This is a genomic window from Pseudomonas sp. FP2254, from assembly GCF_030687695.1.
GTDB classification, from domain to species: Bacteria; Pseudomonadota; Gammaproteobacteria; order Pseudomonadales; family Pseudomonadaceae; genus Aquipseudomonas; species Aquipseudomonas quebecensis.
Genome location: NZ_CP117444.1, coordinates 5,405,193 through 5,431,303, shown reverse-complemented (window position 1 = coordinate 5,431,303; position 26,111 = coordinate 5,405,193). Strand labels below are relative to the sequence as shown.

The window sequence follows — 26,111 nt, the reverse complement described above, 5'->3', positions numbered from 1 at the left end:
GAAAGTAGATTAAAAAGTAGTCGATTCTAGCGCTTTAACATCGCGCGTATGTCCGCCAGGGCGGTATTGCCGCGAACGGCCTTCACCTCGGTCGGGGTGTCGTCATTGCCTTCCCAGGCCAGGTCGTCCGGCGGCAGTTCGTCGAGGAACCGGCTGGGGGCACAATCGATGATTTCGCCGTATTGCTTGCGCTTGGCGGCAAAGGTGAAGGCCAGGGTCTGACGCGCGCGGGTAATGCCCACGTAGGCCAGGCGCCGTTCTTCCTCGATGGTGTCGGCTTCGATGCTGGAGCGGTGCGGGAGGATTTCCTCTTCCATGCCCATGATGAACACGTAGGGGAATTCCAGACCCTTGGACGCATGCAAGGTCATCATTTGTACACCTTCGGCGCCGTCTTCCTCTTCCTGCTGGCGTTCGAGCATGTCACGCAGTACCAGCTTGCCGATGGCGTCTTCGACGGTCATTTCGCCGTCTTCGTCTTTTTCCAGGGTGTTCTTCAGCGCCTCGATCAGGAACCAGACGTTGCCCATACGGTAATCCGCGGCCTTGTCGCTGGAGCTGTTGGTGCGCAGCCAGTTTTCATAGTCGATGTCCATGACCATGCTGCGCAGGGCGCTGATCGGGTCTTCGCCGGCGCATTGCTCGCGCACCTTGTCCATAAAGCGTTTGAAGCGCGACAGGCGGTCGGTGAAGCGCGTGTCCAGGTGTTCGCCCAGGCCGATTTCGTCGGTGGCGGCGTACATCGAGATCTTACGTTCGGTAGCGTAGTTGCCGAGCTTTTCCAGGGTCGTCGAACCGATCTCCCGGCGTGGCACGTTGATGACGCGCAGGAAGGCGTTGTCGTCGTCCGGGTTTACGATCAGGCGGAAGTACGCCATCAGGTCTTTGACTTCCTGGCGTCCGAAAAAGCTGTTGCCGCCCGACAGGCGATACGGCACCTGGTGATGCTGCAACTTCAACTCGATCAGCTTGGCCTGGTAGTTGCCCCGATACAGGATCGCAAAATCGCTATAGGGCCGGTCGGTGCGCAAGTGCAGGCTGAGGATCTCGACGGCCACGCGCTCGGCTTCGGCGTCTTCGTTGCGGCAACGGATCACGCGGATCTCGTCGCCGTGGCCCATCTCGCTCCACAGCTGTTTTTCGAACTCGTGGGGGTTGTTGGAGATCAGCACGTTGGCGCAGCGCAGGATGCGGCTGGTGGAGCGGTAGTTCTGCTCCAGCATCACCACTTTCAAGGATGGGTAATCCTCCTTGAGCAGCATCAGGTTTTCCGGACGAGCGCCGCGCCAGGCGTAAATCGACTGGTCATCGTCGCCCACCACGGTGAACTGGTTGCGCGTGCCGATCAGCAGCTTCACCAGCAGATATTGGCTGGCGTTGGTGTCCTGATATTCGTCGACCAGCAGGTAGCGCACCTTGTTCTGCCATTTTTCCAGGATGTCCTTGTGTTCCTGGAACAGTTTGACCGGCAGCAGGATAAGGTCGTCGAAGTCCACGGCGTTGAACGCTTTGAGCGTGCGCTGGTAGTGGGTGTAAACGATGGCGGCGGTCTGTTCCTTGGGGTTGCGCGCGTTTTCAAGGGCTTCGGGCGGCAGGACCAGATCGTTTTTCCAGGCGCCGATCATGTTTTTGATCTCGTCGACGCCGTCGTCGCCCGCGTATTCCTTCTGCATGATGTCGGTCATCAAGGCTTTGACGTCGGTCTCGTCAAAGATCGAAAAGCCTGGCTTGTAGCCCAGCCGCACATGCTCCTTGCGGATGATGTTCAGCCCCAGGTTGTGGAAGGTACACACGGTGAGGCCACGGCCTTCGCCACCCTTGAGCAGGGTGCCGACGCGCTCTTTCATTTCCCGCGCGGCCTTATTGGTAAAGGTCATCGCGACGATGTACTGGGCGCGGATGCCGCAGTTCTGGATCAGGTGCGCGATCTTGCGGGTAATCACGCTGGTCTTGCCGGAGCCTGCGCCGGCGAGCACCAATAGAGGGCCGCCGACGTAGTTCACGGCTTCTTGCTGCCGGGGGTTGAGTCGGGACATACGGAATGTGTGGGGTCGTTGATCAAAAGGGCGGGCATTTTAACAGGCTGGCAAGATTCTGCTGCTCTGGATCGACGGTGTGACGTACCACTCGATCTAAATTTGCCGGTTTTGCTACTTTGCCGCAGGATGTCGGGGCTTCTTGTGGTTAAAGCGCTGACAAATGATTACAGCCTGCGTGTTTGATAACTCTTATCATTGGTGATTATCAGGCCGCACGTCATAATGCCCGCCGCCAACGAAATTTTGCAGAGTCTAGGGAGCTAGCTTGTCTACGCCTGTCGAACCCTTGCGTTTGCTGCTTCTGGCCGATACGCCTGAGTGGGCAGCGTTGTTGCGCGAGTGCCTGGCGCCGATGGGCGATGGGGCTGTGCTGATCAGCGCGCCAAACTGGGACTCCGTGAGTCGTCTGTTCGATGACGACCAGAGCGCGGTGCTGTTGACCACACCGATGCTGCAACCCGCCCCCGGCCGTTGCAGCCTGCCCTGCGTGCTCCTGCTGGAGCAGGAACCGCTGGTTGCGCCGTTAGGCGTCAGCGATTGGCTGGTGCGCGATGGCGTGGCCGTCGACACGCTGCGCCGCTGCCTGCGCCATGTTCGCGAGCGCGGTGTGCTGGAAACAACCCTGCAACGCCTGGCCGAACAGGACCCGCTGACCGGCATCGCCAACCGTCAGGGCTTCCTGACCTTGCTGGCCGCGCGACTGGCCGAGAACGACGGTCGCGGCCTGGCTCTCGGTCACCTGGACCTGGACAATTTCCGACATGCCAACGACGCCCTTGGCCACCAGGCCGGCGACCGCCTGATTCTGCAGGTAGTGTCGCGGCTCAAGAGCCAACTCGAAGTCGGCGACCAACTCGCCCGCCTGGGCAGCGATGAATTCGCTCTGTTGATAGATACCCGCCGCGCGCCCCAACGTGCCGAGTGGATGGCCGAACGCATCACGCAAGTCATGGCCGAACCTTACTGGGTGGATGGCGAAAGCCTGCTGATCGGCTGCAGCCTGGGCGTGGCCCATGCCCGCGCTCGCGCCGGCGCCGACCCGCTGATGTGGCACGCCCATATCGCCATGCAGCAGGCCAAGAGCACCCAGGGCTGCACCTTTCATATCTTCAACGAACGCATCAACCGCAACGCCCGCAGCCTGGCCGACCTGGAAAGCGAGCTGCGTCGTGCCCTGCGGCGTGATGAGCTGGAGCTGCACTACCAACCGCGCCTGGACCTGGACGACGGCCACATTGTCGGCCTCGAAGCCTTGGTGCGCTGGCGCCACGGCGAACGTGGCCTGTTGCCGCCCAGCGAGTTCGTACCGCTGGCCGAACAAAGCGGCCTGATCGTACCGCTTGGCTATTGGGTGATCTCCCGTGCCCTGCGCGACATGCAGGACTTGCGCGAACGCGGCCTGCCGCCGCTGCACATGGCGGTGAACCTGTCGTTTCGCCAGTTTCAGGACAGCCAACTGCTTTCCACCCTCAGCCGTCTGATTGCGGAGCGTGGGGTAGAGGCGCAGTGGCTGGAATTCGAGCTGACCGAAACCGCTGTGATGCGCCGCAGCGATTTGGTCAAACAGACCATGGATGCCCTCGGTCGCCTGGGCGTGCGGTTTTCCCTGGATGACTTCGGTACCGGTTTCTCTTCGTTCGTGCACCTCAACAGCCTGCCGATTGCCCTGTTGAAGATCGACAAGAGTTTTGTCGGCGGCATGGAGGAGCGTGAAGAAAACCGCAAATTGGTACACGCCATGATCAACCTGGCCCACAACCTCAACCTGGAGGTGGTGGCCGAAGGCGTGGAAACCCAGGAACAACTGGCGCTGTTGCGGTTATTTGGCTGCGATCAGGCCCAGGGCTACCTGATCAGCAAGCCATTGCCATTGCCTGAGCTGGTGGCTTACCTGACCGTCGGCGATGGCCAGCAGGCCATGCCGGGCGCGGTTATCTAGCGCGGTGGAGCCGGTGAAGTTGGCCTTTCAGTCTGCTTGCGCAGCCTGAAACACGCCTTGAGTCGCAGGTTCCTGATGAATCATGCGTTTCATCTTTGCTTCAAACGCCCACGTCAGGCTCACCGCCGCGCAGGCCAGCCCCAGCGCCAGGCCCCACCACACGCCGGTTGGCCCCCAGCCCAGGGTGAACGCCATCAACCATGCCGACGGCGCCCCGATCAGCCAATAGCAAGCCAGCCCCACCAGGAAGGTGGTCTTGGCGTCCTTGAGCCCACGAATACAGCCCATGGCGATCGTCTGCACGCCGTCGAACAGTTCGAACCAGGCCGCCACGGCCAGCAGGCTGACGGCCAATACAATGACGTCATGGAATGCCGGGTCGTTATGGTCGAGGAACAGTCCGATCAGAGGGTCGGAGTACAGCCACAGCACGGCGGCAAAACCCAGCATCACCAAGGCACCGAAACCGATCCCGACGCGCCCCGCCAGGCGTGCCTGCAGCAACTGCCCGGCCCCGTAATGCTGCCCGATGCGCATGGTCACCGCGTAGGACATGCCCGCCGGCACCATGAACGCCACCGAGACGATCTGCAGGGCGATCTGATGCGCGGCCAGTTGCGTACTGCCCATGGTGCCCATGCACAGTGCCGCGAAGGCAAACAATCCGACTTCCACCGCATAGGTGCCGCCGATCGGCAGGCCCAGGCGCCACAATTCGCGCAGGTAATGGGTGTTCAGACGCAGCAGGCCGCTGCTCAGCGGGTAAGCCGCATACGCGCGATTGCTACGGATGTACCACATCAGTGCCAGCGCCATGCCATTGGCGACGATCGCGGTGACCAGACCAATGCCCATCAGGCCCAGTTTCGGCAAGCCGAACAGACCTTCAATCAGCGCGTGGTTTAGCAAGTAGTTAAGCACCGTGCCGCCAAGGCTGATCACCATGACCGGCGTGGCCTTGCCGATGGCGCTGGTGAAACCGCGCAACGCCATGAAGCTCAGGTAGCCGGGCAGGGCGAAGGGCAGGATCGTCAGGAATTGCCCCGCCGAATGCACATTGGTTTCGGTCTGGCCGAACAGCAGCAACACGGGCTTGAGGTTCCACAGCAGCAGGCCGGCTGCCAGGGCCATCAGCCAGGCGAGCCAGAGCCCGGCCTGGGTCAGGCGCGTGGCGCCTTCGATGTCGCCCGCGCCGTGGCGGATGGCTACCAGCGTACCCACGGCGGCGATCACACCGATGCAGAAAATCGACACGAACGAATAGCTCGCCGCGCCCAAGCCGCCGCCGGCCAAGGCTTCGGGGCTCAGGCGCGCCATCATCAGCGTATCGGTCAGCACCATTAACATGTGGGCCAACTGCGAAGCGATCAGCGGCCCTGACAGCCGCAGGATGGCCCAGAGTTCGGTACGTGCCGGATGCTGCATGATCATCACGCTCGAAAAGTCATGGAATGGGGGGAGGGTTGATTCTCGGCGCTCCCGGCCCATTGCACAAAGGGATAAATGCGATCGTTCACATGATTAAAACTCATGCCTCTGTGGATTCTGGTACGGTTCTCTTATTGCGTTGTCGGAGCTTTCCTTATGTCTCGTCGTCTTCCTCCGCTGTATGCCCTGAGGGCATTCGAGGCTGCCTCCCGGCATAACTCATTCACCCGGGCGGCGGATGAGCTATCGATCACGCAAAGCGCCGTGAGCCGGCATATCCGCACCCTCGAAGAGCATTTTGCCTGTCGCCTGTTCCAGCGCAGCGGGCGCCATCTGCAACTCACCGAAGCCGCACGGCTGTTGCTGCCTGGCGTACGCGAAGGCTTTGCCGCGCTGGAGCGGGCCTGCCACACCCTGAACACCGATGACGACATCCTGCGCATGAAGGCGCCCTCGACCCTGACCATGCGTTGGTTGCTGGCGCGGCTCAGCCGCTTCCGGCATTTGCAGCCGGGCAACGAGGTGCAATTGACGAGCGCATGGATGAGCGTCGATGAAGTGGACTTCAATCAGGAACCGTTCGACTGCGCGGTGCTGCTGAGCAACGGCCATTTTCCGACGGACTGGGAGGCGTGCCACTTGTTTCCCGAGATGCTGATTCCGGTTGGCGCGCCGAACCTGCTGGACGATGGTCCCTGGGATGTGGCGCGCCTGGCCACGGCCGAGCTGCTGCACCCCACGCCCGATCGGCGTGACTGGCGCTATTGGCTGGAGCGCATGGGGCTGTCGTCTCAAGTGTCGCTCAAGGGCGGACAGGTCTTCGACACGTTGGAGTTGGGCATGATTGCCGCGGCGCGTGGGTATGGGGTTTCCATGGGGGACCTGCTTATGGTCGCCGAAGACGTGGCCCAGGGCCGGTTGAGCCTGCCGTGGCCGACCGCCGTGGCCAGTGGAGAAAACTATTACCTGGTTTGGCCAAAGACCCGTCCCGGTGGCGAACGCCTGCGACGCCTGGCGGATTTTCTTCAGAGTGAAGTTCAGGCCATGCTCCTGCCGGCGGTGGAACGCCTGGATTGAAGCCCGCAGCGCCTGCTGCGCAACCGTTTGCGTGATACCCCTGCGATCTGCTCAAGTATTTGCTCATCCCGCCGAAGTAGCAGTATTGGAGCCACGGTGCGCCGACGTACCCCACTGGATAATTTGCCGAGCATCGCTAAGAGATCAGGATGATCCTGGCCTCGGCCAGGAGCTGTCATGTCTCAACCTCGCGCTCGGATCGCCTCACAACTGGGTATTGCCCTCGCCTTGATCCTGGCTGTCGCCATCGGCGGCAGCACTGTTTTTGCCTTGCGTTCCCTGGATGCCGCCAACCTTGATACCCGCGAGGAACACTTGGCCAGTGAGGCACGCTTGCTCGCCGATCAGCTCAACACGTTCCACAGCACGTTGCGTGAAAGCACCCAGCGCCTGACCGGGCTGTTCGAGCAGCGTTTCAGTGCCGGTTTGAGCGTGCGCGCGGACCAGCCGATTGCCGTCGCCGGTGTGCAGACCCCGAGCCTGTACCTGGGCAGCGATGTGTTGAACAACAACTTCAACGAAGTGGACGAGTTCAAACAGATGTCCGGCGGCGTCGCTACGGTGTTCGTGCGCAGTGGCGATGACTTTATCCGGGTCAGCACTTCCCTGACCAAGCAGGACGGCAGCCGCGCGATTGGCACCGTGCTGGACCGTCAGGGTCCGGCCTATGCGCGAGTATTCAGCGGACAGCCTTATATTGGTCGGGCAGTACTTTTCGATCGCTCCTACATGACGCAGTACAGCCCGGTGCGGGACGCCGGCGGTAAAGTCATCGCCGTGCTGTTCATCGGCTTCGACTACACGGACGCGCAGAGTGCCCAGTTCGAGAATCTCAAGCGCTTCCGTATCGGCCAGACCGGTTCGCTGGCCTTGCTGGATGAACAGAAACACTGGCTGGTGCCACCGGCCGGCGTACAGACCCCGGAGCAGGCGGTGCCGGTAATGCTGGACTTAGCCAAAACCCCGGGCAAGGGGCGGTTCTGGAGCGATAAGAGCGAAGATTTCTACAGTGTATCGGTGCCCTTCGACGGTGGCCCCTGGGCGGTCGTTGCCAGCATGCCCAAGGCGGAAATTCGTGCGGTTACCTGGGCCGTCGGCCTGCGCCTGGTCATCGGCAGTGTGTTGGCGATGTTGCTGGCGGTGGGCGCTACGGTCTGGTTGCTGCGCAGCAAGCTGGCGCCGCTGGGCGATCTGGTGCGCCAGGCTGAAGCCTTGGGTGCGGGGGACTTGAGTGCACGCCTGAACGTTTCCAGTCACGACGAAATCGGCCAACTGGCGCGCGCCTTCAACCAGATGGGTGAGGCGCTGTCGACCATGGTGTCGCATATCCGCAAGGCCGCAGAAGAAGTTAATGGCCGTGCACAGGCGCTGTCCGGTTTGTCCGGCGGCGCCTATGAAGGCATGGAGCAGCAGTCCGGCGAAATCACCAGCATGGCCGGCGCGGTGGAAGAGTTCAGTGCGACGTCGCTGAACATTGCCGACAACATGGGCAACACCGAACGCCTGGCTCAGGAGAACGCCCAGCAAACCCGCATCGGTCGCAACTCGATGCAGGAGGCCTCATCTTCGCTGGAGCATATCGCCACGGCGTTGAACAGCACCGCCACAGTGATCAACACCCTGGGCCAGCGCTCCCAGGAAATCGGTGGGATCGTCGGCGTGATCACGGCCATCGCCGAACAGACCAACCTGCTGGCGCTCAACGCAGCCATCGAGGCGGCACGTGCTGGTGAACAGGGGCGTGGTTTCGCCGTGGTGGCGGACGAAGTGCGCAACCTGGCTTCGCGTACCCGCGAAGCCACCGACGAAATTTCCGCAATGATTCAAAGCATCCAGAAGGAAACCGGTAACGCCATCAGCACCATGGAGCAGGGCAAGGTGCTGATGCAGGAAGGCCTGTCGCGCAATGCCGATGTGGCCTCGGCCCTGGCGCGAATCGACGAGCAAAGCCGCTCGGCCGGCCAGCAGTTCGCCGCGATTACCACCGCCACCCAGGAGCAGAGCAGCACCGCAACGCTGCTCAGCAGTAATCTGCAGAGCATTGCGCTGGCCAACAGCGAACAACGCGAAGTGGTGTCGAACCTGGCGATCACCGCCAAGGAGCTGGAGACCCTGGCGTCGGGCTTGCGGCATGAGGTGGACCGCTTCCGCTGAAGCACTGACGGGTAAAAACGAGGGTCAAGTGACCGCTGCAGGGCGGTATTGCAGTGCCTCCTGCAGATGCTCGCGAGTGATCGCCTCCGCCTGCTCCAGGTCGGCCAAGGTACGGGCGACCTTGAGCAGCCGGTGAGCCGCGCGCAAGGACAGTGTCAGCCGCTCGCAGGCATGTTCCAGCCAGCTTTCATCGGCCTTCGCCAGCCTGCAATGCTCACGCAGCCCTGGCAGATCCAGAAACGCGTTGGCGCAGCCCTGGCGTTTTTCCTGCCGTTCTCGAGCGTCGGCAACCTGTGCGGCCGCCGTCGCGGTGTTATCGCCGGGCGCTTGGGTGGGGTTCAGCGCCGTGGTTTCACGCGCGACCGTCAGGTGCAGATCGATCCGGTCCAGCAGCGGCCCGGACAGTTTGTTGCGATAGCGCTGGATCTGCTCCGGCGTACAGCGACAACGGCCGGTAGGATCGCCCAGATACCCACAGGGGCAGGGATTCATCGCTGCCACCAGTTGAAAGCGCGCCGGGAAGCTCACTCGGTCGCGCGCGCGGGAAATCACGATATGCCCTGACTCCAGCGGCTCACGCAAAACCTCCAGCACCTTGCGATCAAATTCCGGCAGCTCATCCAGAAACAACACGCCGTGATGCGCCAGGGTAATTTCCCCCGGCTGGGGTTTTGAGCCGCCGCCCACCAAGGCCGGCCCGGAGGCTGAGTGGTGCGGTTGGCGAAACGGTCGATGGGGCCAATGGCTCAGCGGCGCCAGGCTGACCACCGATTGAATCGCCGCGACCTCCAGTGCTTCCTGCTCGCTCAAAGGCGGCAGCAGGCCGGGCAGGCGGCTGGCGAGCAAGGTCTTGCCGGTGCCCGGCGGGCCGCTCAGCAGCAGGTTGTGTGCGCCGGCCGCGGCGATCAGCAACGCCCGCTTGGCCGTCATCTGGCCCTGCACTTCGCTCAGGTTCGGGTACGGTTTGCTCAGGTACAGCAAACCGTCGGATGTGTAGGGCTCAATCGGCGCGTGCCCATTGAGGTGCGCCACGACCTGCAGCAAGTGATCCACTGCAATCACTTTCAAGCCCGATGCCAGGCATGCTTCCTCCGCATTCGCGCGCGGCACTATCACAGTGCGCCCGGCCTTGCGCGCAGCCAGCGCCGCCGGCAACACGCCTTTGACGGCGCGTACCTCGCCGGACAGCGCCAATTCGCCCAGGCATTCCACGTCGTCGAGCATCAACGTCGGCACCTGCACACTCGCGGCCAGGATGCCTAGGGCAATCGCCAGATCAAAACGCCCGCCATCCTTGGGCAGGTCGGCGGGCGCGAGGTTGAGGGTGATGCGGCGGGCCGGGTATTGCAGCGCGGAGTTGAGAATGGCGCTGCGCACGCGGTCCTTGCTTTCTTTGACTGCGGTTTCGGGCAAGCCCACCAGAGTCAGGGACGGCAGGCCGTTGGCCATGTGCACTTCGACGGTGACGGCGGGGGCTTCGACACCGATTTGGGCGCGGCTGTGGACGATGGCCAGTGACATGCTCGTTCCTTGAAAAATGAGGGCCGCTTCCTGCGGTTTTTCAAGGGTAGACGAGGCAAGTCAGCGCGGGGCGGGGAGGTTTTACAGAACGTATCTTGGGCGTGGCGACGTGAGCCTGCTCGCGAAGATCTGCGCGAACAAGCTCGCTTGTGCAAAGGAGTGTGGGTTATTTCTGGTCAGGCGTCAGCCGCGCTTCCAGCTCCGCCACCTTCGCCTCCAGGCTCTCCAGCCGTGCCCGCGTGCGGGCGAGCACGACCATCTGGCTGTCGAATTCTTCACGGCTGACCAGGTCGAGCTTGCTGAAACCGCTTTGCAGCAAGGCCTTGAACTGGCTTTCGATTTCATTGCGGGGCAGCGGAGTTTCGCCGCTGAACAGGCGAGAGGCGTGGCCGCTCAGGGCATCGAGGAAATCTTTGGGCGCGAGCATGGGAAATATTCCGGAAAACAGTTGGCGGGCAGTGTATCACGCACCGTCTATAGTCTTTTTCACGGCCTTGGGCGCACGCTTTTCGCGCAGGGCTCCGGCGGGCTGCGCACCGTTTTTGTGCGCGTCAGGCTCGCCACATCGCCCCGCAGGTGGGCATAAGTGAGCAAAGGATTGATTTCAGTGAGTTTCACGGAGCTGGCAAGGTTTCTGCTTAGACGATCATGACCCATGCACTGATGCAGTCGCTGTGACGAATGCAGTGCGCCGATGGATCAGGGGTACAGGTTTGTCACCAGTGGTTAGCTGGCGTCGCAACGGCATGCCGAGGCGACGACGCGTTACAAAGCCAGGCACTGCGCTTAGACTTGAGACGGGTTTGTTTTCCTGGGGCAAGTCCACCAATTCGGGAGAGAGTTTTCATGAAGCTAGTCACTGCCATCATCAAGCCGTTCAAGTTGGACGATGTACGCGAGTCGTTGTCCGAGATCGGCGTGCAGGGCATTACCGTTACTGAGGTCAAAGGCTTCGGTCGGCAGAAGGGTCACACCGAGCTGTATCGCGGCGCGGAATATGTAGTGGATTTCCTGCCGAAGGTGAAGATTGATGTCGCCATTGACGACAAGGATCTTGACCGGGTTATCGAGGCGATAACCAAGGCTGCCAACACCGGCAAGATCGGTGACGGCAAGATCTTTGTGGTCAATCTGGAACAGGCTATTCGCATCCGTACCGGCGAAACCGATACCGACGCAATCTAAGCCGCTAAACCCCAACGCCCCAGGAGAAAACAATATGACTCTGCGTAAATTCGCAGGGCTCGGAGCCCTGTTGTCCATCGTAATGCCAAGCCTGGCCATGGCGGCAGACGAAGTGGCTGCTCCAGTCCTCAACTCCGGCGACACGGCGTGGATGCTCACATCCACCGCGCTGGTGCTGTTCATGACCATCCCTGGCCTGGCGCTGTTCTACGGCGGCATGGTTCGCTCCAAAAATATTCTTTCAGTGATGATGCAATGCTTCGCCATCACTGGCCTGATCAGCATTCTGTGGGTTATCTACGGTTACAGCATCGCGTTCGATACCACCGGTATGGAACAGGGCGTGGTCAACTTCAATTCCTTCGTCGGCGGCATGGGCAAGGCGTTCCTGGCCGGTGTCACCCCAGCCAGCATTACCGGCCCGGCGGCACTGTTCCCTGAGGCGGTGTTCATCACCTTCCAGATGACCTTCGCGATCATCACACCGGCGCTGATCGTCGGCGCGTTTGCTGAGCGTATGAAGTTCTCCGCCATGCTGATCTTCATGGCCATCTGGTTCACTCTGGTCTACGCACCGATCGCACACATGGTGTGGAGCGGCAACGGCGGCCTGCTGTGGGACTGGGGCGTGCTGGACTTCGCCGGTGGCACCGTGGTGCACATCAACGCCGGTGTGGCTGGCCTGGTGGCGTGCATCGTGCTCGGCAAGCGTAAAGGTTACCCAACCACGCCGATGGCGCCGCACAACCTGGGTTACACCCTGATCGGCGCGGCCATGCTGTGGATTGGTTGGTTTGGTTTCAACGCAGGTTCCGCGGCGGCCGCCAACGGTACCGCCGGCATGGCGATGCTGGTCACTCAGATCGCTACCGCTGCCGCAGCACTGGGCTGGATGTTCGCCGAGTGGATCACCCACGGTAAACCGAGCGCACTGGGCATCGCCTCGGGCGTGGTGGCGGGCCTGGTTGCCGTCACCCCGGCTGCAGGCACCGTGGGCCCGATGGGCGCCCTGGTGATCGGCCTGGTGGCCGGTGTGATCTGCTTCTTCTGCGCCACCAGCCTCAAGCGCAAGCTGGGCTATGACGACTCCCTGGACGCGTTCGGGGTGCACGGTATCGGCGGTATCGTCGGCGCGATCCTTACCGGTGTGTTCGCAGCGCCTGCATGGGGCGGCTTCGGTACCGTGACGGACGTAGCGGCACAGGTCTGGATCCAGTGCAAAGGCGTGGGCTTCACCGTGATCTACACGGCGATCGTCACCTACGTCATCCTCAAGGTGCTGGATATGGTCATGGGGCTGCGCGTTACCGAAGAGGAAGAAGCGGTCGGCCTCGATCTGGCGCAACACAACGAGCGCGGCTACAACTTGTAAGTACGCGAAAAAAAGATGCCCGGCTTGCCGGGCATTTTTTTGCCTGGCGTTTGTCAGTCATACAGGCTCCGGCGGTTTTTGCGTCATGTTTGCGTCGGGACGTATAGAGCATTTTTCAGCATGCGAATGTCTTACAGGCATGTAGGCGTATTCGACACTTTGTTTTTTCCCAGAGCGCGCTAGAATGCGCGCCGATGGGCGGAGAACTGTATGTGGCAACAGACCCTGATTACCCTGCGGGCCAAGCCCCGGGGCTTTCACCTGGTGACCGACGAGTTGCTTGCCGGCTTGCCTGAATTAAAGGCGTGTCGCGTAGGACTGTTGCACCTGTGGTTGCAGCACACTTCGGCCTCGTTGACCGTCAACGAGAACGCCGACCCGGCGGTTCGCCGTGACTTCGAACGGTTTTTCAACCTGCTGGTGCCGAAAGGCCGCGCAGGGTTTGAGCACAACGACGAAGGTCCGGACGATCTGCCGGCGCACTTCAAGGCCAGTCTCCTGGGCTGTCAGCTGAGTTTGCCGGTGAAGGCCGGCCGTTTGGCGATCGGGACGTGGCAGGGCGTTTACCTGGGCGAGCACCGTGATCATGGCGGTGCTCGCAAAGTCCTCGCCACCCTGCAGGGTGATGAGGCGTAAGCCACTGGTAATCCAGTGGATGTGATTTTTTTCCGGCGAGCTCGACAGAGGGTGAAGCTGGGCTATAACTAATCTGCTTTTCGCAAGTCATGAGGTAGAACATGAGCGACGATGATCTGGAAAACGACGACCTTGAAGTCGGTGACGAAGACGAGGCTGATGATAGCCTCGAAGCGGCGGCGGTTGACGACGTGCCTGACGAGGCCGATGACAGTGTAGGCGATGACGCTGCTCCCAAGGCCAAAGGCAAAGCCAAGGCCGCAGTGTCGGTCGATGAGTTGCCGAGCGTTGAGGCCAAGAACAAAGAGCGTGATGCCCTGGCCCGTGCGATGGAAGAGTTTCTCGCGAAAGGCGGCAAAGTGGTCGAGGTCGAGCCCAACGTGGTAGCCGATCCACCCAAGAAACCGGATAACAAGTACGGCAGCCGACCTATCTGAGGCCAGCCACCTGCGTGTAAGAAAGAGCCCGCCGTCGCTGCGGGCTTTTTCATGCCTGATGATTTATTGAGTCTTATGCGATTCAACTGTGGAAGGTGGGCTTGCCACCGGTAGCGGTGTATCAGTCCCCGGCTCCCAAAGTTAAATCTCCACGGTTATTGCCAGTTACGGAGCAGTTCCGGCAACTCCGTCAGGCTGCGAATCTGCGCATCCGGGCGCGTATCCGCCGCCCAAGTCTTGCCCGTCGGGTTGAACCATACTGCACGCAGCCCCGCCTGTTGCGCGCCGGCAATGTCGTCCCCAGGATGATCGCCCACATGCACCGCCGCACTGGCATCCACTCCGCCCCGTTGCAATGCCTCTTGAAACAACCGCGCATCCGGTTTGGCGATGCCGATATCTTCGGCGCGCAACGCGAAGTGAAAATAGTCCGCCAGGCCTACACGCTGCACGTCGGCGTTGCCGTTGGTGATGACCCCCAGCAGATATTGGCGACGCAGCGCCTGCAGCATAGGCTCGGCTTCTGGGAAGACCGTCAGTTGATGACGTGCATGGATGAACGCTTCAAAGCACACATCAGCCATTTCGGTGGCTTCGGGCTGTGGATAACCGGCCTCTTCGAATGCATGCATCAATACCCGATGGCGCAACAGGCTGATGCGGTGCTTTAGCTCCGGGTGGCGTTGCAGCACCTGTTGGCGCAGGCTGGCGAAGTGCTCCAGGGGCAGGTCGCCCACTTTGGATGCATGGGTCGCCAACCATTCGCGCATCGATGCTTCGGCGCTGATGATGACGGGCACGTTGTCCCAGAGTGTGTCATCCAGGTCGAAAGTGATCAGCTTGATACTCATGAGTCGCTGTCCTTGATGCGTTTGGCTCGTGGATGGGCGCTGTCGTACACCGTTGCCAGGTGTTGGAAATCCAGATGGGTGTAGATCTGCGTGGTCTTGATGTCGGAGTGGCCGAGCAGTTCCTGCACGGCGCGCAGGTCCTGGGACGACTCCAGCAGGTGGCTGGCGAAGGAGTGTCGCAGCATGTGCGGGTGCAGGTTCTGCCCCAGCTCGCGTTCGCCCGCGGCCTTGACCCGGACCTGAATGGCCCGTGGGCCAAGGCGCCGACCTTTTTGGCTGATAAACACGGCGTCATCTACCGGGTTGGCCAGCGCACGCAGCGCCAGCCATTGCTGCAACGCTTGGCGAGCCTTGCTGCCCACAGGCAAAACGCGGGTCTTGCTGCCCTTGCCAAGCACTTGCACCAGGCCGTCCGCCAGGTCCAGTTGGTCGAGGTTCAGGCTGGTCAGCTCCGACAGGCGCAGGCCCGAGGAATAGAACAGCTCAAGGATGGCCTGGTCACGGTGAGCGAGGAAGTCATCTTCCACGGCGCCTTCCAGCAACTGCAGGGCGCGATCGGTATCCAGGGTTTTGGGCAGTCGTCGTTCACCCTTGGGTGGTGACAGGCCGGTGGCCGGGTCGTGATCGCACAGGCCCTCGCGATTGAGGTAATGGTAAAGCCCGCGCACCGCCGACAGCAGGCGAGCCAGGCTGCGCGAGGATTGCCCCTGCTGGTGCAGCCGCGCGATCAGGCTGCGCAGGTTTTGAATGTCCAAGGCTTTCCAGCTGGCAACCTGATGCTTTTCGCAGTAGGCCAGGACCTTATTCAAATCCCGCCGGTAGGCTTGCAGCGTATGGGGCGACACCTGGCGCTCGTTGCGCAGGTGAGCGCAGTAAGCGTCCAGTTGCCGTTCCATGGCTAGCGCACCGCGCGCAGGGCGGTGGTGAAGCGCGGCAGGACGCGGCCAAGCACTTCGGCGATGTAGGTCAGGAACAGCGTGCCCACCGAGCTTTTGTAATGCGCAGGGTCGCGGCTGCCGATGGCCAGTACGCCATGCAGGCCTTGATGGCTGAGGGCGACCACGGCGGTGGAACCGATCTGCTTGCGCTGTTCGGCACCGAACAGAAAGTCGAGCTCGTGCTCGCGCAAGGTGCCGCTGATGGTCTTGCCTTCGGACAGCAGGCCGCCGATGGCAGTCTGGGCTTCGCTGCCGCTGACCCAGCGGCCCACCGGCATCGGGTTGTCGCTGAACAGGATCAGGCTGACAAAGGGCACCTGGAAATCCTGGCGCAGGCTGTCTTCCACGGCCATCACTGTTTCTTCCAGGCTGGCGGCGTCCAGGAGTGTGAGGATCAGGCGACGGGTCTTGTCGAACAGGCGGTCGTTATCGCGGGCCACGTCCATCAGGTGCGAGAGCTTGTGGCGCATTTCAATGTTGCGCTCACGCAGGATTTTCATCTGCCGCTCCACCAGCGACACGGTGTCGCCACGCTGGTGCGGGATGCGCAGGGCCGGCAGCAGTTCGTCGTGTTCGACGAAGAAATCCGGATGAGCCTCAAGGTACGCCGCGACGGCAGCGGCCTCCAGAGTTTCGCCCGGGGATGCTTGTGCGGGTACTTGAGGCTTATCGGTCATTGGATTGGCTCTCTCATAGACGGACCTGTCCTTCGTATACGCGCGTGGCCGGCCCGGTCATTATCACCGGGTGGCCCGGGCCTGCCCATTCGATGGACAAACGTCCGCCGGGCAGGTCGATCAGCAGCGGCGAATCCATCCACCCCTGGCTGATCGCGGCGACGGCAGCAGCGCAAGCACCGGTGCCGCACGCCTGGGTTTCGCCGGCGCCGCGTTCCCATACGCGCAGTTGCGCGCGGTTACGCTCGATCACCTGCAAAAAGCCCACATTGACCCGCGCCGGAAAGCGCGGATGGTGTTCTATTTTCGGCCCCAGATCGTGCACGGGCGCGTTGTTGATGTCGTTGACGCGCAGCACGGCGTGGGGATTGCCCATCGACACGGCCGCCAGGTCCAGCACGTTGCCATCGACGTCTACCGCATAGCTGGTCGCCTGCTCGCTGGCCTGGAACGGAATGTCCGCCGGTACCAGACGTGGCGCGCCCATGTTGACGCTGATCTGGCCGTCATTGCGTATGTCCAGTTCGATCACGCCGCTCTTGGTCTCGACGCGAATCTGTCGCTTGGCGGTCAGGCGCTTGTCCAGCACGAAGCGCGCGAAGCAGCGCGCGCCGTTGCCGCACTGTTCCACTTCGGAGCCGTCGGAGTTGAAGATCCGATAACGGAAATCCACCTCCGGATTGGTCGGGGCCTCGACAATCAGCAGTTGGTCGAAACCGATGCCGGTATGACGGTCGCCCCATTGTTTGGCGTGCTTGGGCAGGATGTGCGCGTGCTGGCTGACCAGGTCGAGAACCATGAAATCATTGCCCAGCCCGTGCATCTTGGTAAAACGCAGCAGCATGGCTTACTCCGGCAGCAGGCTTTCGCCAGCATACAACTCGGCTACCGTCTCGCGGCGACGCACTTCAAACGCTTGATCACCGTCCACCAGCACCTCGGCGGTACGGCCGCGGGTGTTGTAGTTGGAACTCATGACAAACCCGTAGGCACCGGCCGAATGCACGGCCAGCAGATCGCCTTCTTCCAGGGCGAGCTGACGATCCTTGGCCAGGAAGTCGCCGGTCTCGCAGATCGGACCAACGATGTCATAGGCGCGCGCAGCGCTGTTGCGAGGCGTTACCGCTGTGACATTCATCCAGGCCTGGTACAGCGCCGGGCGGATCAGGTCGTTCATCGCCGCATCGACGATGGCGAAATCCTTGTGTTCGGTGTGCTTGAGGTACTCGACCTGGGTCAGCAGCACGCCGGCGTTGGCGACAATGTAACGGCCCGGCTCGAACATCAGCGTCAGGTCGCGGCCTTCGATGCGCTCGCGCACGGCCTGGATGTAGTCGGCAATCAGCGGCGGCTCTTCGTCGCGGTAACGCACGCCGACACCACCACCCAGATCGATGTGGCGCAGGTAGATACCGCATTCGCCCAGGCGGTCGATCAGCGCCAGCAGGCGGTCGAGCGCATCGAGGAATGGTGGCAGTGTGGTCAGTTGCGAGCCGATATGGCAGTCGACGCCCAGTACTTCCAGGTTCGGCAACTGGGCGGCGCGGATGTACACATCCTCGGCGTCGGCAATCGCGATGCCGAACTTGTTCTCTTTGAGACCGGTGGAGATGTAGGGGTGGGTGCCGGCGTCGACGTCCGGGTTGACGCGCAGGGAGATCGGCGCGCGAACGCCCATCTCGGCGGCCACCTTTTGCAGGCGTTCCAGCTCTTCGGTGGACTCGACGTTAAAGCAATGCACGCCGACTTCCAGGGCGCGGCGCATGTCTTCACGGCTCTTGCCGACGCCGGAAAACACGATCTTGTCGGCCTGGCCGCCGGCGGCCAGCACCCGTTCCAGCTCGCCACGGGACACGATGTCGAAACCGGCGCCCAGACGCGCCAGGACATTGAGCACACCCAGGTTCGAGTTGGCCTTGACCGCGTAGCACACCAGATGCGGCACGCCATTCAACGGATCGGTAAACGAACGGTACTGCGCTTCGATGTGCGCACGCGAGTACACGTACGTCGGGGTGCCAAAGCGTTCGGCAACCGCGGACAGCGCCACGCCTTCCGCGAACAGCTCGCCGTCCCGGTAGTTAAAAGCGTCCATGGGGTTCCCTTATTCGAAGGTGTCGTGCTTATGCGCTTTGGCTGGCTTTTGCGACGATTGCGCCTGATCGTTAGGGTCTTTGCTGTCATCGGGCAGGTACAACGGGCCCTTCTGACCACAGGCACTAACGAGGCAGGCGACCGCGACGAGCGCAGCAAGGGAAGAGATCAGGCGCTTCATGGCGAAATCCTTGAATATGCATTAATTGCGCCCGAGTATACCGACCACCCGCCACCTTGCCTATGCGCTGGAATACCCGTCCGGCGGGGGTTTGCCGAGATGGTAGGGAAGCGGACTACGCTGGAAGGGGATATTTCATACCGCCATCTGCGATGAAATCGGTATCCTTTGCAATCGGCGAGGCTCGCCCGTATCGTGCGGCGCTTGAGCAAAACCAGACACTTTTGAGGTTGCCACAATGAGTTTGACCGAAGCCCGTTTTCACGACCTGGTGGATGCCACCCAGGAGAAGCTGGAAGATATTTTCGACGACAGCGACCTGGACGTGGATCTGGAACAATCGGCCGGTGTGTTGACTGTCAAGTTCGAGAGTGGCCAGCAACTGATCTTCAGTCGCCAGGAACCGCTGCGTCAGCTTTGGCTGGCGGCGCGCTCCGGTGGCATCCACTTTGACTACGACGAAGAAAGCCGCAAATGGCAGTGCGATAAGAGTGAAGAGTTGTTGGGCGAGATGCTCGCGCGCCTGGTCCAGGACTATACCGGCGAAGAGCTGGACTTCGACGAGATCTGATCGTGAGCCAGCCCGTATCCGTACGCCCGCCCAAGCCGTTGTTCAGCAACGTCAGCCCGGCGGTGCCGTCACCTTGTATCAGTTTGTGTCGCCTGGATGAGCAAAAAGTCTGCCTCGGGTGCTTTCGCCATGTGGAAGACATCCGCGAATGGCGCTCGGCCGACGACGATCGACGCCGTGTGATCTGCGCCCAGGCCGAGCGACGCAAGGCCCACGCCTGAGGCTGTCTTGTTTATTTGTGACGCTGTGTTAGTGTCCGGGTACGCCTCCACTCATCGAGGCCCGTGAGAACCCCGCCTTTTTCTGGCGGGGTTTTGCTTTTTTGTGCAGAAAAAAGGAGTCTGCCTGAATCATGACCACCGCACCGTCCATCATCCTCACCCGCCTTGACGTGCAGCGTCTGGAGCAACTGATCGACCGTTTGGGCGACGAGTCTCCCGGCGTCGAAGCGTTGCAGGCCGAACTCGACCGCGCCGAAGAGGTGGTTGGCCACGATGAAGTGCCCGCGGGTGTCGTGACCATGAACTCCAGCGTGCATTGCCGCGAGCAAGGCAGCGGCAAGGACTACCACCTGACCCTGGTCTACCCGAAGCATGCGAATGCCGACGAAGGCAAGATTTCGATCATGGCGCCAGTGGGCAGCGCGTTGCTCGGCCTGCAAGTGGGCCAGCACATCGACTGGCCGGCACCCGGCGGCAAGACTCTCAAGCTTGAATTGCTCAGCGTTGAAGGCCAGCCCAAGGATGGGGGCGCCTTCCCGCTCTAAATCTGGCGCAGCGCCTCATTGAGCGACAGCTCCAGCTCGGCCTTATAGCGCAGGTACAGATTACTCGGGCTCTGCACATCGCCGAGCAGGCCCGACAAGTCCAGGTCGGTGATGTAGCAGCGGTAGCGCTCGGTTTCGCGGCGCTGCCCGACGATCTCCCGGGCGACCACGGTGAACAGCTGGTCACCGAACTCCAGTTCGGAAAACTCGCGCTGATTGCAGTAGAGGGTGATGCCCACCTGACCGGGTGCCGCCTTGCTGATAATGGCCTGCACGTCATAGAACGGTTTGTTTGCCGAGGCCAAGGGCACAGGCCGAGGCTCGATGCCACGGGCGCGTCCGCTGCCGGATGGCAACAGCTGGTAATACAGCGTCTGTACGGCGCTCATCGGCTGTTGCGGGTCCAGCGGCGACAGCGCGTCGCGGCGGTAGATGATCGATTGTAAAAAGCGCTGCAACGGCACCAACAGGCTTTGCTCATCATGGAAAGGCAGGCGCTGTTGCCAGAGTGCGTTGAATTCATCCAGCACATACAGCTCCGCGAACCCTTCGTTGACCCGGTAGAACACCTGCACACAGTCCGCCATGCCCATGGGTAACAGTAGCGCCAGGTCGTGGTCTTCCAAAGCCATGGCGTCCAGGTGCAACGGACTGTAGCTGGCCAGTTCCTCGCTGAGGTACGCGATCAACGCCTCTTGAGTGGCCAATGAAACGTGGACGGCCTGGCCCGGCGTCAACTCCATCACGTGGTAATGCTGCTGCACTTGCAACAGGTAGCGATGGTTGGAGCGACCCAGCAGCAGGTTCTGCGCGGTGTCGAAGACTTCTTCCACGCGCTGCGCGATAAATTGTGCACGGTTGTGACAGAAGCAGCGCACCCGCAGGCGCGGCAGGTGATTCGGCGGTAATTGGTTGAGGTAATCGCGCAGGCAGTCGAGCAGCGCGTGCGGCCCGTCGTAGCGGCTGACCATGACCTCGTTCCAGCTGTTGAGGGTCACCTGGTCCAATGTCAGCACCAGGTTGTCGCGCACCCCGGCATAGCTCAGGGAGTCGGTGCGCTCGGTGGTCATCAGGATATTCAGGTCGCGGTGGTGTTTGAGCGGGTCGACGCCGACGTTGATCAGCAACAGCACCTCTTCGGGCACCGCCGAGCGCAGCAGGCGCTCCTCATCAACGCTGGTCAGGGGCAGGGCGATGGTCTGCTGCAGGCTGCCCAGCAGGTTGAACAACTCGAACTCGGTCATGTCACTGACGCCAGGATGCAGGGCCAGGCGCGTACTGCTGTCGATGACCCCGTTGCGATGGCACCAGGTGAGCATTTCCAGCAGGTCGCGGCTGCGCTTGATCGGCGCGAAGTGCTCGCATTCGAGCGCGGTGAGGTTACCGTTATACAAGCCCCAATGGTGCTGGCCAGGCTCTTTGCGGACGGGCGACTGCACCAGCGTGAGGGTGTCCTCGGCCAAGTCCGGGGCGATGCCAGGGTTGATGAACTCGACTTTGCCGGCCTTGCGCTCGAACGCTGCATACAGCCGGCGGCCGAGCACGTTGAGGTCGCGCTTGTTGATCAGGCTGACGGTCTGCTCCGTGCGCGCGAATTGGGCCAGGAAGCGGTAGCTGTGGTTCAGCTCGTTGACCAGAGCACGGCGTTCAGAGGCCACCTGGCGTACTTTCCACTGGCTGCGGCTGTCCAGCAGGGCCAGTTGGCGATGGTCCCAGCCCCACTCATCGGCGAGACGTTCGAGCAGCAGGCGCTGCCAACTGGTCGTGCGCTGGCCGCTGCTGAGCTTGCGATTGACCTTCAAATACAGCGCGCGCCGTACCAGCTCCAGGCGTTCGGGCTCGTTGCGCTGCGTGAGGTATTCCTCGATGCGGCGGTACACCACGATGTAGGGGTCCAGCTCGTCGAGGTCAACCTGGTTGGCGAACACGGCTCGCTTGAATCGCAGGCTCAGACAATGCACCTGTGGGTGCTCGCTGGCATAGACTTCGGTCAGCAGCAGTTTGAGCAGCGACTTGTAAGGTGACTCTATGCCTTTGAACAGTTGCCACAGTCCGGCTCCCATGAACTCGCCCGCCGGAATGTGTGCCAAGTGGCCCAGGTCCAGGGTCTCGTCGGCACGGATGAAGCGTTTGGACAGCAGCGTGTGAGTGAACTCGGCGTAGCGAGGTTCTTCATAGACCGGTACCAGCCACCAGATCGGCGTGCGCCCGGCCAGCCAGATGGCGGTGCGGTAGAACTCGTCGAGCAACAGGTAATGTTGGGTGGTGCCGCAATCATCGGAGCTGAGCTGCGTATCGCGCTCACCGAGTACGAAGCGGGTCGGCTCGATCAGGAAAAAGTGCGCCTCGGCACCCATGCTCAGGGCCCAGGTTTCCAGCAACTGGCATTTCCTGCGCAATTCGGCCAGTTCGCTCTCGCCCAGGTCAGCTGCGTGGCACACCCACACGTCCATATCGCTCTGGTCGGCCTGCGCCAGCGTGCCGAGACTGCCCATCAGGTACAGCCCGTGAATCGGCCTTGGCGGGTTGCCATGGCGTGGCTTATAGGAGAACGAGCGGGTCAGGCGCTGAGCTTCGGCCAGGGCCTGGGCGTCGGGCTCGAAATTCGACAGCCCGGCCGGCGTGCTGCCCGATACATAACCGGGCAGCAGCGGATGATTAACATGAAAAAACAGCGGTAGCAGCGTCAGCACGCTCTGCTGGCGTGGCGTCAGCCCCTCGACGGCTCGCGCCATGCGGCCTTCGTTCAGGGTCATGAACCGCGCACGCAACTGGGCCAGCACCTTGCGGTCGATGCCTTCGTCCAGGTCGGGGCGGATTTCGTGGGTGCGGGTCATGTAGAACTCGGCGGCTCGCAGGGCCCGGCATGGGCGGCCGTGTAGGAGTTTACAGCCAGAAACGTAGGAGGTTTAGAGGGAAATGGCTTTCGAGGTTAAAAATCGAGACGCTCCATAATGCGGCCCTCGGAATCCGCAGGAAGCGGACTCCATGGGCGGCGTACGCTCTCAGGCTGCTTCTTTAGTGCTGGCGGTGGTGAGGATGGTCAGCAGGGTTTGGGCCTGCTCTGCAGCGTCTCGGCCAAGGCTGGTCAGGTAGCCTCCATCCGCTTGATCGATCAGCCCTTTCGCGTGGAGGCGCTTGGCCGCGGCGATGGCAGCGGGAGCGGCGGTCTGATGGACTTTCAGGCCTTCCTGGGTGCTGTCCAAGGGGAAGAGTACAAGGATTTCCAGTTCGGCAACCAACTCAGGGGTATACGACATAAGGACTCCAGACTTTCTAAAATTTATTAGAGGCTAGCAGACCATAAGGTGAACGCAATTTGCCGAACTGTCCAGCAGCGTTGCTGCGTGTCGGGATTAATCCTTTTCAGGCGGCAGATCGGGCAGTGCGCGCAGCGCTGTTTCATACCATTGGGTATCGAACGCGCGGTCCTCATCCAACATGGCGTCGATTTCGAACGCCAGCACATGAGCCATCAGATTCAGAATCTCCTCGCGCTCGTAACCCACCAGCGTCAACTTGTTGAACGTGGCCTTGGCGGCAGGCGGGTTGTCGTTTTCGATCTGGTTTTCGATCGCTTCGATCAACGTATTTTCGGTGAATGTTTCTTCGTCGCTATCGATATCGGTGGGCTCGCTCACGGCGGGACTCCTTCAAGGAAAGGGCGCCAGTCTACCCCCATTCAGCCAGGTGATGCTGCTGGTCAGATGGCCCGGCGGCGTCTATAACGCTTGCAGCCAACCCCGCACACGGCCTGGAGGCTTTGCGATGCTCAAGCTTTACGGATTTTCGGTCAGCAACTACTACAACATGGTGAAACTGGCGCTGCTGGAGAAGGGCCTGCCCTTTGAAGAAGTGCCGTTTTATGCCGGGCAAACCCCTGACGTTCTGGCCGTCAGCCCGCGCGGCAAGGTGCCGGTATTGGGGGTGAAGCAGGGGTTTATCAATGAAACCAGCGTGATTCTGGAATATATCGAACAAACCCAGGAAGGGCCGTCGCTGCTCCCGGCCGACCCGTTCCAGCGCGCCCAGGTGCTGGCGTTGTGCAGGGAGATCGAACTGTACATCGAGTTGCCTGCGCGGGCGTGTTTTGGCGAGGCATTTTTTGGCATGCAAGTGCCGGAGGCGATCAAGGAAAAATCCAGGGCGGAATTGCTGCTGGGCATCGCTTCGCTGGGAAGGCACGGCAAGTTTGCGCCGTATGTGGCGGGAGACAGCTTCACGATCGCGGATCTGTACTTTATGTACAGCCTGAACCTGGCCTGCGGGGTGGGGGATAAATTGTTTGGCCTGGACCTGCTGGCGCAGCTGCCGGCGGCCAAGGCATTGCTGGAACGTCTGAATGACATGCCTAACGCCCGGAAGGTAGAGGCTGACAGGCAGGCCGCGATGCCGGGGTTCATGGCGATGGTTGCGGCCAAAAAGTAATCAAGTACGGGAGGGGCAAAACCCCTCCCATATGTCTTAGCGACTGGCGAGCAGTGCCTGGCCGCGCACGACGGCTGCCTTCACCTGTGCCGGCGCCGTGCCGCCCACGTGGTTACGGGCGTTGACCGAACCTTCCAGGGTCAGCACGGCAAACACGTCCTGCTCGATCTGGTCGCTGAACTGGCGTAGTTCTTCCAGGCTCATTTCCGCCAGGTCTTTGCCGGTGTCCACGCCGTATTTCACGGCGTGGCCGACGATTTCGTGGCAGTCGCGGAACGGCAGGCCACGGCGCACCAGGTAGTCCGCCAGGTCAGTCGCCGTCGAGAACCCACGCAAAGCCGCTTCGCGCATGATGGCGTGCTTGGGCTTGATCGCAGGGATCATGTCGGCAAACGCGCGCAACGAGTCGCGCAGCGTGTCGGCGGCGTCGAACAGCGGTTCCTTGTCTTCCTGGTTGTCCTTGTTGTAGGCCAATGGCTGGCCTTTCATCAGGGTCAGCAGGCCCATCAGTGCGCCGAATACACGGCCGCTCTTGCCACGCACCAGCTCAGGCACGTCGGGGTTTTTCTTTTGCGGCATGATCGAGCTACCGGTGCAGAAGCGGTCCGGCAGGTCGATGAACTGAAATTGCGCGCTGGTCCACAGCACCAGCTCTTCGGAGAAGCGCGACAGGTGCATCATCGCGATGCTGGCGGCGGCGCAGAATTCGATGGCGAAGTCGCGGTCCGACACGCCGTCCAGAGAGTTGCCGCCCACGGCATCGAAGCCCAGCAATTGCGCGGTGTACTCACGGTCGATCGGGTAAGTCGTACCGGCCAGCGCGGCGCTGCCCAGGGGCATGCGATTGGCGCGCTTGCGGCAGTCCACCAGGCGCTCATAGTCGCGGCTGAGCATTTCGAACCAGGCCAGCAGATGGTGGCCGAATGTCACGGGTTGCGCAGTCTGCAGGTGGGTGAAGCCGGGCATGATGGTGTCCGATTCACGCTCGGCCTGCTCCAGCAAACCTTTTTGCAGGCGGGTGATCTCGGCCAGGATCAGGTCGATTTCATCGCGCAGCCACAAGCGGATATCGGTGGCCACCTGATCGTTACGGCTGCGCCCGGTGTGCAACTTCTTGCCGGTCACACCGATGCGGTCGGTGAGGCGCGCCTCGATATTCATGTGCACGTCTTCCAGGTCGACGCGCCAGTCGAAGGTGCCGGCTTCAATCTCACCGCGGATGGTGGTCAGGCCGTCGATGATACTGTCGCGCTCGGCGTCGGTCAGCACGCCGACTTTGGCCAGCATCGTGGCGTGGGCGATGGAGCCCATGATGTCGTGGCGGTACAGGCGCTGGTCGAAGGTGACGGAGGCGGTGAAGCGCGCGACGAAGGCGTCGACGGGTTCACTGAAGCGGCCGCCCCAGGACTGGTTGGTCTTGTCGGTGCTCATGGATTCGCTCGTGATTTGCTGTAAGTAAAAGGCATGGACGTGTGACGCCGATCATAACAGGGTTGCTCGCGGAGGCGGTGGCGAGGGTCGTCGGCATTTTTATTTGTACAAAGGATGGCTAAGTGCCTTGCCGCCGATCACGTCCGGGACGAGACTGGAGAAAGACGCTTATTGAAACGATATTTGACGATTGAGCAATGTCGCCTCGGCGAGCGTCTACAGTTGGACTGAGAGTGTATGAATGCACCAAAGTCGGCTATTGCGGTCAGAGCCCAGACTAACCATTAAACAAGGGGGGTATTCGGATTGTGTATCAGCAAACCCTACGACGATGCCCGAAGGCTGCAGGTCTTGGGCACTCTTGAACAGATCCGGGTAAATATGGG

Annotated in this window: 25 protein-coding genes and 1 pseudogene; 12 read left to right on the top strand and 14 right to left on the bottom strand. The window is 61.5% G+C overall.

What is annotated here, in order from left to right:
* Positions 1-26 precede the first annotated feature (26 nt).
* Complete coding sequence (gene rep, locus PSH94_RS25115; RefSeq protein WP_181076301.1) at positions 27-2,036, bottom strand: DNA helicase Rep; 2,010 nt, start codon at positions 2,034-2,036, stop codon at positions 27-29.
* 268 nt (positions 2,037-2,304) lie between these two features.
* Here rep and PSH94_RS25110 point away from each other — a divergent pair, with 268 nt between their 5' ends.
* Entirely contained in the window at positions 2,305-3,978 is a 1,674-nt protein-coding gene (locus tag PSH94_RS25110; protein WP_305435987.1) for a bifunctional diguanylate cyclase/phosphodiesterase, read from the top strand.
* A gap of 27 nt (positions 3,979-4,005) precedes the next feature.
* Here PSH94_RS25110 and PSH94_RS25105 read toward each other — a convergent pair whose 3' ends face one another.
* Positions 4,006-5,409 carry a NorM family multidrug efflux MATE transporter gene (locus PSH94_RS25105; RefSeq protein ID WP_181076580.1) on the bottom strand — a complete coding sequence of 468 codons (1,404 nt, stop codon included), beginning with the start codon at positions 5,407-5,409 and terminating at the stop codon, positions 4,006-4,008.
* A gap of 153 nt (positions 5,410-5,562) precedes the next feature.
* On the opposite strand from PSH94_RS25105, the gene PSH94_RS25100 reads away from it, so the two are divergent.
* The 3 genes and pseudogenes from PSH94_RS25100 to PSH94_RS26235 all read left to right on the top strand — a co-directional run bounded on the left by PSH94_RS25100 (position 5,563) and on the right by PSH94_RS26235 (position 8,637).
* Entirely contained in the window at positions 5,563-6,483 is a 921-nt protein-coding gene (locus PSH94_RS25100; RefSeq protein ID WP_305435986.1) for a LysR substrate-binding domain-containing protein, read from the top strand.
* A gap of 177 nt (positions 6,484-6,660) precedes the next feature.
* Positions 6,661-7,734, top strand: a pseudogene (locus tag PSH94_RS26240) (Cache 3/Cache 2 fusion domain-containing protein); the annotation flags it as partial.
* 42 nt (positions 7,735-7,776) lie between these two features.
* Positions 7,777-8,637 carry a methyl-accepting chemotaxis protein gene (locus tag PSH94_RS26235; protein ID WP_370694786.1) on the top strand — a complete coding sequence of 287 codons (861 nt, stop codon included), beginning with the start codon at positions 7,777-7,779 and terminating at the stop codon, positions 8,635-8,637.
* A gap of 24 nt (positions 8,638-8,661) precedes the next feature.
* Here PSH94_RS26235 and PSH94_RS25090 read toward each other — a convergent pair whose 3' ends face one another.
* Together PSH94_RS25090 and PSH94_RS25085 are read right to left on the bottom strand one after the other, a co-directional pair.
* Positions 8,662-10,158 (bottom strand): YifB family Mg chelatase-like AAA ATPase, encoded by a 1,497-nt coding sequence (locus PSH94_RS25090; RefSeq protein ID WP_305435985.1) that lies wholly within the window; start codon positions 10,156-10,158, stop codon positions 8,662-8,664.
* Between the two features lie 166 nt (positions 10,159-10,324).
* Entirely contained in the window at positions 10,325-10,585 is a 261-nt protein-coding gene (locus PSH94_RS25085) for an accessory factor UbiK family protein (RefSeq protein WP_034101453.1), read from the bottom strand.
* Between the two features lie 419 nt (positions 10,586-11,004).
* Here PSH94_RS25085 and glnK point away from each other — a divergent pair, with 419 nt between their 5' ends.
* The 4 genes from glnK to sutA all read left to right on the top strand — a co-directional run bounded on the left by glnK (position 11,005) and on the right by sutA (position 13,788).
* Positions 11,005-11,343, top strand: a complete 339-nt coding sequence (gene glnK / locus PSH94_RS25080) for a P-II family nitrogen regulator (protein ID WP_002555808.1) — start codon at positions 11,005-11,007, stop codon at positions 11,341-11,343.
* Between the two features lie 34 nt (positions 11,344-11,377).
* Complete coding sequence (locus PSH94_RS25075; protein WP_181076311.1) at positions 11,378-12,715, top strand: ammonium transporter; 1,338 nt, start codon at positions 11,378-11,380, stop codon at positions 12,713-12,715.
* Between the two features lie 210 nt (positions 12,716-12,925).
* On the top strand, positions 12,926-13,351 hold the full coding sequence (locus tag PSH94_RS25070; protein ID WP_305435984.1) for a secondary thiamine-phosphate synthase enzyme YjbQ: 426 nt from the start codon (positions 12,926-12,928) through the stop codon (positions 13,349-13,351).
* A 101-nt stretch (positions 13,352-13,452) separates the two neighbouring features.
* Positions 13,453-13,788, top strand: coding sequence for a transcriptional regulator SutA (sutA, locus tag PSH94_RS25065; RefSeq protein ID WP_181076313.1), 336 nt, complete (start codon positions 13,453-13,455; stop codon positions 13,786-13,788).
* 155 nt (positions 13,789-13,943) lie between these two features.
* Here the strand turns inward: sutA and PSH94_RS25060 are convergent, their stop codons facing one another.
* Genes PSH94_RS25060 through PSH94_RS25035 form a run of 6 tightly spaced genes read right to left on the bottom strand, consistent with a single transcriptional unit; the run spans position 13,944 to position 18,529 of the window.
* Positions 13,944-14,639, bottom strand: a complete 696-nt coding sequence (locus tag PSH94_RS25060) for an HAD family hydrolase (RefSeq protein WP_266247431.1) — start codon at positions 14,637-14,639, stop codon at positions 13,944-13,946.
* Positions 14,636-15,535, bottom strand: coding sequence for a tyrosine recombinase XerC (gene xerC, locus PSH94_RS25055; protein ID WP_181076315.1), 900 nt, complete (start codon positions 15,533-15,535; stop codon positions 14,636-14,638). The genes PSH94_RS25060 and xerC overlap by 4 nt, the downstream gene beginning before the upstream one ends.
* 2 nt (positions 15,536-15,537) lie before the next feature.
* Complete coding sequence (locus PSH94_RS25050; protein ID WP_181076316.1) at positions 15,538-16,254, bottom strand: DUF484 family protein; 717 nt, start codon at positions 16,252-16,254, stop codon at positions 15,538-15,540.
* A 13-nt stretch (positions 16,255-16,267) separates the two neighbouring features.
* Complete coding sequence (gene dapF, locus PSH94_RS25045) at positions 16,268-17,098, bottom strand: diaminopimelate epimerase (RefSeq protein WP_181076317.1); 831 nt, start codon at positions 17,096-17,098, stop codon at positions 16,268-16,270.
* Positions 17,099-17,101: 3 nt separating this feature from the next.
* Positions 17,102-18,349 (bottom strand): diaminopimelate decarboxylase, encoded by a 1,248-nt coding sequence (gene lysA / locus PSH94_RS25040; RefSeq protein WP_181076318.1) that lies wholly within the window; start codon positions 18,347-18,349, stop codon positions 17,102-17,104.
* A gap of 9 nt (positions 18,350-18,358) precedes the next feature.
* Positions 18,359-18,529, bottom strand: a complete 171-nt coding sequence (locus tag PSH94_RS25035) for a lipoprotein (protein ID WP_253509776.1) — start codon at positions 18,527-18,529, stop codon at positions 18,359-18,361.
* Positions 18,530-18,767: 238 nt separating this feature from the next.
* Here PSH94_RS25035 and cyaY point away from each other — a divergent pair, with 238 nt between their 5' ends.
* From cyaY to rnk, 3 genes are all read left to right on the top strand, one after another.
* Positions 18,768-19,100, top strand: coding sequence for an iron donor protein CyaY (cyaY, locus tag PSH94_RS25030; protein WP_181076321.1), 333 nt, complete (start codon positions 18,768-18,770; stop codon positions 19,098-19,100).
* 2 nt (positions 19,101-19,102) lie between these two features.
* Complete coding sequence (locus PSH94_RS25025; protein WP_305435983.1) at positions 19,103-19,321, top strand: DUF1289 domain-containing protein; 219 nt, start codon at positions 19,103-19,105, stop codon at positions 19,319-19,321.
* Between the two features lie 131 nt (positions 19,322-19,452).
* Positions 19,453-19,866, top strand: a complete 414-nt coding sequence (gene rnk / locus PSH94_RS25020) for a nucleoside diphosphate kinase regulator (RefSeq protein WP_181076324.1) — start codon at positions 19,453-19,455, stop codon at positions 19,864-19,866.
* Here rnk and PSH94_RS25015 read toward each other — a convergent pair.
* The 3 genes from PSH94_RS25015 to PSH94_RS25005 form a co-directional block, all read right to left on the bottom strand.
* Positions 19,863-22,703 (bottom strand): class I adenylate cyclase, encoded by a 2,841-nt coding sequence (locus PSH94_RS25015; RefSeq protein WP_305435982.1) that lies wholly within the window; start codon positions 22,701-22,703, stop codon positions 19,863-19,865. The two genes, rnk and PSH94_RS25015, sit on opposite strands and share 4 nt — an antisense overlap.
* A 168-nt stretch (positions 22,704-22,871) precedes the next feature.
* Complete coding sequence (locus PSH94_RS25010) at positions 22,872-23,126, bottom strand: TIGR02647 family protein (protein WP_181076327.1); 255 nt, start codon at positions 23,124-23,126, stop codon at positions 22,872-22,874.
* A 96-nt stretch (positions 23,127-23,222) separates the two neighbouring features.
* Positions 23,223-23,507, bottom strand: coding sequence for a hypothetical protein (locus tag PSH94_RS25005; RefSeq protein ID WP_253509773.1), 285 nt, complete (start codon positions 23,505-23,507; stop codon positions 23,223-23,225).
* A gap of 127 nt (positions 23,508-23,634) precedes the next feature.
* On the opposite strand from PSH94_RS25005, the gene PSH94_RS25000 reads away from it, so the two are divergent.
* Complete coding sequence (locus PSH94_RS25000; protein WP_266247426.1) at positions 23,635-24,294, top strand: glutathione S-transferase family protein; 660 nt, start codon at positions 23,635-23,637, stop codon at positions 24,292-24,294.
* Positions 24,295-24,330: 36 nt separating this feature from the next.
* Here the strand turns inward: PSH94_RS25000 and argH are convergent, their stop codons facing one another.
* Positions 24,331-25,725 (bottom strand): argininosuccinate lyase, encoded by a 1,395-nt coding sequence (gene argH / locus PSH94_RS24995; protein ID WP_024078056.1) that lies wholly within the window; start codon positions 25,723-25,725, stop codon positions 24,331-24,333.
* Between the last annotated feature and the right edge of the window lie 386 nt (positions 25,726-26,111).

What these genes read in the sequence shown, in the direction of transcription:
- PSH94_RS25035 (WP_253509776.1), bottom strand. Translation starts at nt 18,529, where the DNA reads ATGAAGCGCCTGATCTCTTCCCTTGCTGCGCTCGTCGCGGTCGCCTGC.
- PSH94_RS25105 (WP_181076580.1), bottom strand. Translation starts at nt 5,409, where the DNA reads ATGATCATGCAGCATCCGGCACGTACCGAACTCTGGGCCATCCTGCGG.
- PSH94_RS25050 (WP_181076316.1), bottom strand. Translation starts at nt 16,254, where the DNA reads ATGACCGATAAGCCTCAAGTACCCGCACAAGCATCCCCGGGCGAAACT.
- xerC (WP_181076315.1), bottom strand. Translation starts at nt 15,535, where the DNA reads ATGGAACGGCAACTGGACGCTTACTGCGCTCACCTGCGCAACGAGCGC.
- PSH94_RS26235 (WP_370694786.1), top strand. Translation starts at nt 7,777, where the DNA reads ATGGGTGAGGCGCTGTCGACCATGGTGTCGCATATCCGCAAGGCCGCA.
- PSH94_RS25070 (WP_305435984.1), top strand. Translation starts at nt 12,926, where the DNA reads ATGTGGCAACAGACCCTGATTACCCTGCGGGCCAAGCCCCGGGGCTTT.
- rep (WP_181076301.1), bottom strand. Translation starts at nt 2,036, where the DNA reads ATGTCCCGACTCAACCCCCGGCAGCAAGAAGCCGTGAACTACGTCGGC.
- PSH94_RS25015 (WP_305435982.1), bottom strand. Translation starts at nt 22,703, where the DNA reads ATGACCCGCACCCACGAAATCCGCCCCGACCTGGACGAAGGCATCGAC.
- dapF (WP_181076317.1), bottom strand. Translation starts at nt 17,098, where the DNA reads ATGCTGCTGCGTTTTACCAAGATGCACGGGCTGGGCAATGATTTCATG.
- PSH94_RS25085 (WP_034101453.1), bottom strand. Translation starts at nt 10,585, where the DNA reads ATGCTCGCGCCCAAAGATTTCCTCGATGCCCTGAGCGGCCACGCCTCT.
- PSH94_RS25090 (WP_305435985.1), bottom strand. Translation starts at nt 10,158, where the DNA reads ATGTCACTGGCCATCGTCCACAGCCGCGCCCAAATCGGTGTCGAAGCC.
- PSH94_RS25010 (WP_181076327.1), bottom strand. Translation starts at nt 23,126, where the DNA reads ATGTCGTATACCCCTGAGTTGGTTGCCGAACTGGAAATCCTTGTACTC.
- PSH94_RS25100 (WP_305435986.1), top strand. Translation starts at nt 5,563, where the DNA reads ATGTCTCGTCGTCTTCCTCCGCTGTATGCCCTGAGGGCATTCGAGGCT.
- cyaY (WP_181076321.1), top strand. Translation starts at nt 18,768, where the DNA reads ATGAGTTTGACCGAAGCCCGTTTTCACGACCTGGTGGATGCCACCCAG.
- PSH94_RS25000 (WP_266247426.1), top strand. Translation starts at nt 23,635, where the DNA reads ATGCTCAAGCTTTACGGATTTTCGGTCAGCAACTACTACAACATGGTG.
- PSH94_RS25060 (WP_266247431.1), bottom strand. Translation starts at nt 14,639, where the DNA reads ATGAGTATCAAGCTGATCACTTTCGACCTGGATGACACACTCTGGGAC.
- sutA (WP_181076313.1), top strand. Translation starts at nt 13,453, where the DNA reads ATGAGCGACGATGATCTGGAAAACGACGACCTTGAAGTCGGTGACGAA.
- argH (WP_024078056.1), bottom strand. Translation starts at nt 25,725, where the DNA reads ATGAGCACCGACAAGACCAACCAGTCCTGGGGCGGCCGCTTCAGTGAA.
- lysA (WP_181076318.1), bottom strand. Translation starts at nt 18,349, where the DNA reads ATGGACGCTTTTAACTACCGGGACGGCGAGCTGTTCGCGGAAGGCGTG.
- PSH94_RS25075 (WP_181076311.1), top strand. Translation starts at nt 11,378, where the DNA reads ATGACTCTGCGTAAATTCGCAGGGCTCGGAGCCCTGTTGTCCATCGTA.
- rnk (WP_181076324.1), top strand. Translation starts at nt 19,453, where the DNA reads ATGACCACCGCACCGTCCATCATCCTCACCCGCCTTGACGTGCAGCGT.
- glnK (WP_002555808.1), top strand. Translation starts at nt 11,005, where the DNA reads ATGAAGCTAGTCACTGCCATCATCAAGCCGTTCAAGTTGGACGATGTA.